General features: G+C 70.1%; 8 protein-coding genes. 3 read left to right on the forward strand and 5 right to left on the reverse strand.

The annotated features are described in order from the left end of the window. Positions 1-7: 7 nt before the first annotated feature. From QMF80_RS32880 to hemL, 5 genes are all read right to left on the reverse strand, one after another. Entirely contained in the window at positions 8-754 is a 747-nt protein-coding gene (locus QMF80_RS32880; RefSeq protein ID WP_283460092.1) for a cytochrome c biogenesis CcdA family protein, read from the reverse strand. Further along, the gene (locus tag QMF80_RS32885) at positions 751-1395 is read right to left on the reverse strand and encodes a TlpA family protein disulfide reductase (protein WP_283460094.1); all 645 of its coding nucleotides are present in this window, start codon (positions 1393-1395) and stop codon (positions 751-753) included. Before QMF80_RS32885 ends, QMF80_RS32880 begins: the two co-directional genes overlap by 4 nt. Before the next feature lie 55 nt (positions 1396-1450). Next, a complete protein-coding gene (locus QMF80_RS32890; RefSeq protein WP_283460108.1) occupies positions 1451-2725 on the reverse strand; it encodes a polysaccharide deacetylase family protein in 1275 nt (424 codons plus the stop codon). Positions 2726-2892: 167 nt separating this feature from the next. Further along, the gene (locus QMF80_RS32895; RefSeq protein WP_283460095.1) at positions 2893-3573 is read right to left on the reverse strand and encodes a histidine phosphatase family protein; all 681 of its coding nucleotides are present in this window, start codon (positions 3571-3573) and stop codon (positions 2893-2895) included. Beyond that, the gene (gene hemL / locus QMF80_RS32900) at positions 3570-4904 is read right to left on the reverse strand and encodes a glutamate-1-semialdehyde 2,1-aminomutase (protein WP_283460096.1); all 1335 of its coding nucleotides are present in this window, start codon (positions 4902-4904) and stop codon (positions 3570-3572) included. The genes QMF80_RS32895 and hemL overlap by 4 nt, the downstream gene beginning before the upstream one ends. Before the next feature lie 331 nt (positions 4905-5235). Here hemL and QMF80_RS32905 point away from each other — a divergent pair, with 331 nt between their 5' ends. The 3 genes from QMF80_RS32905 (at position 5236) to QMF80_RS32915 (ending at position 6934) form a co-directional block, all read left to right on the forward strand. Next, the gene (locus tag QMF80_RS32905; RefSeq protein ID WP_283460110.1) at positions 5236-5673 is read left to right on the forward strand and encodes a hypothetical protein; all 438 of its coding nucleotides are present in this window, start codon (positions 5236-5238) and stop codon (positions 5671-5673) included. Between the two features lie 88 nt (positions 5674-5761). Further along, a complete protein-coding gene (locus QMF80_RS32910; protein WP_283460097.1) occupies positions 5762-6181 on the forward strand; it encodes a TOBE domain-containing protein in 420 nt (139 codons plus the stop codon). Between the two features lie 240 nt (positions 6182-6421). Then, positions 6422-6934 (forward strand): GNAT family N-acetyltransferase, encoded by a 513-nt coding sequence (locus QMF80_RS32915; RefSeq protein ID WP_283460099.1) that lies wholly within the window; start codon positions 6422-6424, stop codon positions 6932-6934. Positions 6935-6963 lie beyond the last annotated feature (29 nt).

Raw genomic sequence — 6963 nt, forward strand, 5'->3', positions numbered from 1 at the left:
TTAGTCCTCAGATCCCCACCGTGAAGCCCTGTGTCCAGCTCTGCATGTCGCTGACGATGGTGTCCCACCAACCTGTGACGAGCAGCAGACCGGTCAGGATCAGCATGCCGCCACCGATGCGCATCACCCACGCGTAGTGCTTCTTCACCCAGCCGAACGCGCCGAGCGCCTTGCGGAAGGCGATCGCGGCGAGGATGAAGGGAAGGCCGAGGCCCAGACAGTACGCGGTGGTCAGCAGGGCGCCGCGCCCGGCGCTCGCCTCGTTCAGGGAGAGCGTGTTCACGGCGGCCAGGGTCGGGCCCATGCAGGGGGTCCAGCCGATGCCGAAGAGGACACCGAGGACGGGCGCGCCGATCAGGCCCCCCGTGGGCTTCTTGTGGAAGCGGAACTCCCGCATCGTCAGGCCCGGGATCAGCCCCATGAAGAACAGCCCCATGAGGATGACCACACCGCCCAGCACCCGGGAGATCACGGCCCGGTTGTCCTGGAGGACGTCGCCGAAGTACCCGAACAGCGCGCCGGTCGAGACGAAGACGGCCGTGAACCCCAGGATGAACAGGCTCGCCCCGGCCAGCATCCGCCCGCGCCGGGCCTCGGCCATGTCCGCGCCGGTCACGCCGGTCACGTAGGAGAGGTAACCGGGGACCAGCGGCAGCACGCACGGGGAGAAGAAGGAGACCAGCCCGGCGAGTACGGCGATGGGCAGGGCCAGCAGCAGGGCCCCGCCGAGCACGGTCTCGTTCACGCCGGTCACTTCTCCGCGAGGAGCGGGTCGATCATCTTGCGCAGCTGCTCCTCGTTGACCGCGACCAGGGTGCGGGCGGCGATCTTGCCCTCCTTGTCGAGGACGATCGTCGAGGGGATGGACTGCGCGTTGAGCGTGCCCTTGGGGAAGCGGAGCATCAGCTTGCCGTCGGGGTCGTAGAGGCTCGGGTAGGTGATCCCGAAGTTCTCTTCGAAGGAGACCGCGTTCTGCTTGCTGTTGTCGCGGGTGTTGATCCCGACGAAGGCGATGTCCTTGCCGCCGTCGGACAGCTCCTTGGAGACCTTGGCGAAATAGGGGGCCTCGGCGCGGCACGGCGGGCACCAGGAGCCCCACACGTTCAGGACGACGACCTTGCCCTTGAGGGTGGTCGTGTCGAGCGTCTTGCCGTCGACCGTCTCCCCGTCGAGCTTGGGGGCGTCGGAGCGCTCGCCCTTGGCGACGGTGGAGATGCCGCCCGGTCCGGTCACGTAGTTGCCCCCGGCGGAACCGGAGGACGTGCTGCCACCGGCCGAATCCCCGCAGGCCGTGAGGGTCAGGGCGCCCGTGACGGCCACCGCGGTCAGCAGGATGGCGCGGCTGCTGGTCGAGCGGCGGCTACTTCGACGACGGCGCGCGCGGCTAAGGCTCATGTGAAAAGTTTCGCATGGGCGATTTATGGATCTTGCGCGCCCCCCGGCGCACTGTTCAGGCCGTGGTCAGGAAGGTTTTCCAGCCACCGGCCGGAGGCTGGCCGGGGGCCAGGCCGCGCAGCCTGGCCAGCACCTTGGGATCCTGGACGTCCAGCCAGTCCGTGAACTGACGGAACGATACGAGGCGTACGTCACTTTTGTCCGCCATCGACTTGAGGGCTTCCTCGACGGCGTCCATGTAGATCCCGCCGTTCCAGTCCTCGAAGTGGTTCCCGATGAACAGCGGCGCGCGGTTGGTCTCGTAGGCCCGCCGGAACCCGCCCTGGTAGGCGGCCGCGGCCTGGCTGCGCCAGCCCGGGTAGTTGGACGGCATGCCCCGGGTGGTGTTCTTGGACTGGTTCGCGAGGATGTTGTAGTCCATCGACAACACCTCGAAGGAGTGCCCGGGGAAGGGCATGGACTGGAGCGGCAGGTCCCAGACGCCGCCCTTCTTCTCCGGCCACGTCTGCGCCCCGCCGGGCGAGCTGGCGTCGTAGCGCCAGCCGAGCTTCTCGGCGGTGGGCAGCAGCTGGTCCTGGCCGAGCAGACACGGCGTACGGGCGCCCACCAGCTCCTTCGCGTAGTCGAAGGGCAGCGGTTCGAGATCGGTGAAGCCGGTGTTGGTGCGCCAGTTGGTGACGAAGGACACGGCCTGCTCGATCTCGTTGTGCCAGTCCTGCGGGGTCCACCGGCCGACCGAGCCGGAGCCGCCGCAGAAGTGCCCGTTGAAGTGGGTGCCGATCTCATGGCCGTCGAGCCAGGCCTGGCGCACGCACTTCAGGGTGTTGCGGACGTTCTCGTCCTTGAGGAAGCCGATGTCCGAGGCCCCGACCGGATTGTTCGGCGGCCGGTAGAGGTCCTTCTTCGACTCCGGGAGCAGATAGATCCCGGAGAGGAAGAAGGTCATGCCCGCGTGGTGGTCCTTGGCGAGCTTGAGGAACCGCGGGAAGAGGCCGTTGCCGACCTCGCCCGCGCCGTCCCAGCTGAACACCACGAACTGCGGCGGGGTCTCGCCGGGCTGCAGGGGTACGGGCTTGGGCGGCTGGTGCGGCTGCGGCCCGGTGTCGGCGGTGGAACCGTCGCCGATGAGCTTGACCGGGGGCCCGCCCGGGGTGGGCCCGGAATTGCCGGGCCCCGAGCCCATCCGGGCGTCCCCGGAACCAGAACCGGAACCAGAACCGGAACCCGCGCCGCATCCCGCGATCCCCATCGCGGCCGCGGCGCCGAGCCCGGCTCCCAGCCCGAGCCCGAGCGCACTCCTTCGGCTGACATCTCCGCGGACCTCGCGCATGCAGACCACCTCGCTCTCAGATGTCATATAAACGGACATCCGAACGGAGCGTCAGAGGCGACACGGCCAGGTGGCGGCGACTTGTATGAAATTAGATCAAGTCATGCTGAAACTTGACGAACCACCAGCCGGGACCGGGAGGGAACCCGGCCCCCCACGGGCGGGACTCAGGCGCCGAACGCCTTCGACTTGCCCTTCACCGGCTTCGCGCCCGCGCGCAGGTGCGCCGGAACCAAGTCCCGGGCGGGCTCGCTGTAACCCACCGACACGATCGTGTCGCCCTGGTACGTGAACGACGTCAGCGAGGCCAGCGTGCACTGCCGGCGCCGCGGGTCGTGCCACAGCCTGCGCTTCTCCGCGAAGCTGCGCACGATCCAGATCGGCAGCTGGTGGCTCACGCACACCGCCTCGTGACCGCGGGCCGCGTCGCGCGCCGCGTCCAGCGCGCCCATCATCCGGACCACCTGCTCGACGTACGGCTCGCCCCAGGACGGCTGGAACGGATTCGTCAGGTGCTTCCAGTTCGCGGGCTTGCGCAGCGCGCCGTCACCGACGCCGAAGGTCTTGCCCTCGAAGACGTTGGCCGCCTCGATGAGGCGCCCGTCCGTCGCCAGGTCCAGGCTGTGCGCCTTGGCGATCGGCGCCGCCGTCTCCTGCGCGCGCTCCAGCGGAGAGGACACGACATGGGTGATGTCGCGGTTCTCCAGGTGCTCGGCGACCCGATCGGCCATCTGCCGGCCCAGCTCCGAGAGGTGGTAGCCGGAGCGGCGCCCGTAGAGGACCCCGTCCGGGTTGTGCACCTCACCGTGCCGCATCAGGTGGACGACGGTGATGTCCTTGCTGCTCATGCGGAGCCCTCCGGAGTGGCCTCGGCGGCGGCGCGCGCGGCGGCGGGCAGCGCGGCCGCGATGCGCTCGACGGCCCGATCGTCGTGGGCGGTGGAGACGAACCAGGACTCGAAGGACGACGGCGGCAGGTACACGCCCTGCGCCAGCATCGAGTGGAAGAAGCCGGTGAAGCGGAAGCTCTCCTGCTTCTTGGCGTCGTCGTAGTTCCGTACCTCGTCCTCGGTGAAGAAGACGGAGAACATGTTCGACGCGGTCTGCACGCGGTGCGCCACGCCCTCCTTGCGGAGCGCGTCCGTCACCAGGCCCTGGATCTGCGCCGACACGGAGTCGATCTTCTCGTACGCCGCCGCGTCGAGCAGCCGCAGCTGCGCGAGACCGGCGGCCGTCGCGATCGGGTTACCGGAGAGGGTGCCCGCCTGGTAGACGGGGCCGACCGGGGCCAGGTGCCCCATGACGTCGGCCCGGCCGCCGAAGGCCGCGGCCGGGAAGCCGCCGCCCATGACCTTGCCGAAGGTCATCAGGTCGGGCTTGACGCCGTCCACGCCGTACCAGCCGGCGCGGGAGGTACGGAAGCCCGTCATGACCTCGTCGGAGACGTACAGCGCGCCGTTCGCGCGGCACAGGTCGGCCAGGCCCTGGTTGAACCCCTCGCCGGGGGTCACCACACCCATGTTGCCGGGGGCGGCCTCGGTGATCACACAGGCGATCTCACCGGGGTGCGCGGCGAAGGCGGCACGGACCGCTTCGAGGTCGTTGTAGGGGAGGACGATGGTGTCGCCCGCCTGCGCGCCCGTCACACCGGGGGTGTCGGGCAGCGCGAAGGTCGCGAGGCCCGAACCGGCGGCGGCGAGCAGCGCGTCGACGTGGCCGTGGTAGCAGCCCGCGAACTTCACGATCTTGGCGCGGCCGGTGAAACCGCGGGCCAGCCGGATCGCGGACATGGTGGCCTCGGTGCCGGAGGACACCAGGCGCACCTGCTCGACGGGCTCGATCCGCGCGACGATCTCCTCGGCGAGCGCGACCTCGCCTTCGCCGGGCGTGCCGAAGGACGTGCCGCGGGCGACCGCGGCCTGCACGGCCTCGATCACGGCGGGGTGGGAATGGCCGAGGATCATCGGCCCCCACGAGCAGACCAGGTCGACGTATTCGCGTCCATCGGCATCGGTGAGGTACGGACCGGTACCGGACACCATGAACCGGGGCGTTCCCCCCACGGCGCGGAATGCACGCACCGGAGAGTTCACGCCGCCGGGGGTCACGAGGGACGCGCGGTCAAACAGGTTCTGCGAGACTGGGGCTTCATACGGATACGGGTAGCTCACACCAGCCATGGTCTCAGAGGCCGCGACAGACTTGCGGACGGGCGTTTCACCGCGCCGCCGCGGGGGAGGTCACTGCCATGATGATCAGGCCGCGGGGCGGGGGTCGCGGGGCCGGGGCAGGCAAGACCAGTCGGGTGGAGATATGCAACGCGGTGGCGGACCGGGCGAGGGTACCGACGGCCTGGGGCCCGAGCGTGCGCGCGAAGCCCGCGACGCGTCCCGCGAGGCTGCCCGGGACCTGTCGCGCGACGCCCGGCACAGGGGCAAGCACCGGCGCCGCGGCGCCGACGCGGTGGAGGGCGTACCGGCCCCCGCGGGCGGACCTCCGAGGGGCCGCGGCATGGGCGTGACGTACAAGTACTTCGGCGCCCCGGACGGAGCGACGGCGGCGCGCGTACCGATCTCGATGCGGCCGGAACAGCTCGGCGGCGACGAACTCGGCATGGGCGGCCTGTTCACCAAGATCAAGCCGGAGACGGTGGCGGCGATGGTCCTCACCGGCATCGAGGGCATACCCCTGCACAAGGTCCCGCCGCTGGAACTGGTCGTCCTCCACCCCGACTACGCGGTGGTCAAGCTCCCGATGACGGTGGTCGACCCGCTGCGCGGCGTCGGCGAGGAATCGGTCGGCGCGGCGGCCTTCATCTGGTCCACGGTCCCGGACCGCGGCGGCCCGCGCGACGCGTTCAACGTCTACCAGCTCCTGCACGAGTGGCAGGACTTCTCGCACCGCCTGCACGAGGCGGGGCACCAGCCGTACTGCCTGGTCTGGCCCTGACCGCTGGCGTGGTCCTCGCGCCGGTCCGGCCCCGACCACTGGCGTGACCCCGACCGCGTTCTTTCTCTCTTTGTGAGGCGATTTCCCGATGAGCCTGAGCATCCGCAACCAGATCCCCGGCACCGTCACCTCCGTCACTGCCGGCGAGGCCATGGCGACCGTGAAGGTCCGCCTGGCGGGCGGCCAGGACATCACCGCCGCCATCACCACCGACGCGGTCAAGGACCTCGGCTTCGCCGAGGGCACCGCCGTCAAGGCCCTCGTGAAGTCCACCGAGGTGTCCCTCGCGACCGGTCCGGTCGAGGGCATCTCCATCCGCAACCAGCTCGCGGGCACCGTCACCGACGTCGCCACCGGCGGCGCCATGAGCTCCGTCAAGGTCTCCGTCGAGGGCGGCGAACTGACCGCCGCCATCACCAAGGACGCCGTGGAGGCACTCGGCCTGGCCACCGGTTCCTCCGTCGTCGCCCTGATCAAGTCGACCGAGATCTCCCTCGCGACCGCCTGACCGGCCCCGCAGGGCCGTTCCACCCGTAGGGGGCGGGCCCGACACCGTACGGCCCCGGGCTCACCCCTCCGTCGTTCCGCCGCACGGCGCGCGGGCTCGCACCGGATCGAGCAGCTGCTCGACCGACGCGTGCGGGAACTCCCCTCACCAGGCGCCCGGCGCTCCCAACAACGTTACCGGGAGCCCGACATGGGCCGTAGAACCGGACAACGGGAGGTGGTTCCTCGTACCCTCCTCAACATGGAGATATCGCTGCGGCTGATCCCTTGGTCCGAGGACGACGCATGGCTGTTGACGCGGGCCAACGAGCCCGAGATGACGAAGTACTTGGGGGGACCCGAGTCCGAGGAAAGACTGGCCGACCGTCAGCGCCGGTACATCGCCCTGAGCGCCCAGGACCCCGCCGCCGGGCGGATGTTCCGGGTCGCCCTCGCCACGTCGGGCGAGACCGTCGGCTCCGTGGGTTTCTGGCCGCGCGAGTGGCGTGACCAGGAGGTCTACGAGAGCGGCTGGGCCGTGCTCCCCGAGCACCAGGGCCGGGGCTTGGCGGTGGCGGCGATCGCCGAACTGCTGGCCTACGTACGCGAACACGGCACCCGCCGCATCGTGCACGCCTTCCCCGCCACCGACCACTCCGGCTCCCACTCGGTCTGCCGGCGGGCCGGATTCGAGTCACTCGGCGAGGTCAACTTCGAATACCCGCCGGGCGTGTTCCACCCGAGCCACGACTGGCGCTACACCCTGCCCGCCTGACCCCTCGCGCCTGATCCTGTCCCCTTCCC

It is taken from the genome of Streptomyces sp. G-G2 (genome assembly GCF_030063135.1).
Taxonomy (GTDB): Bacteria; Actinomycetota; Actinomycetes; order Streptomycetales; family Streptomycetaceae; genus Streptomyces.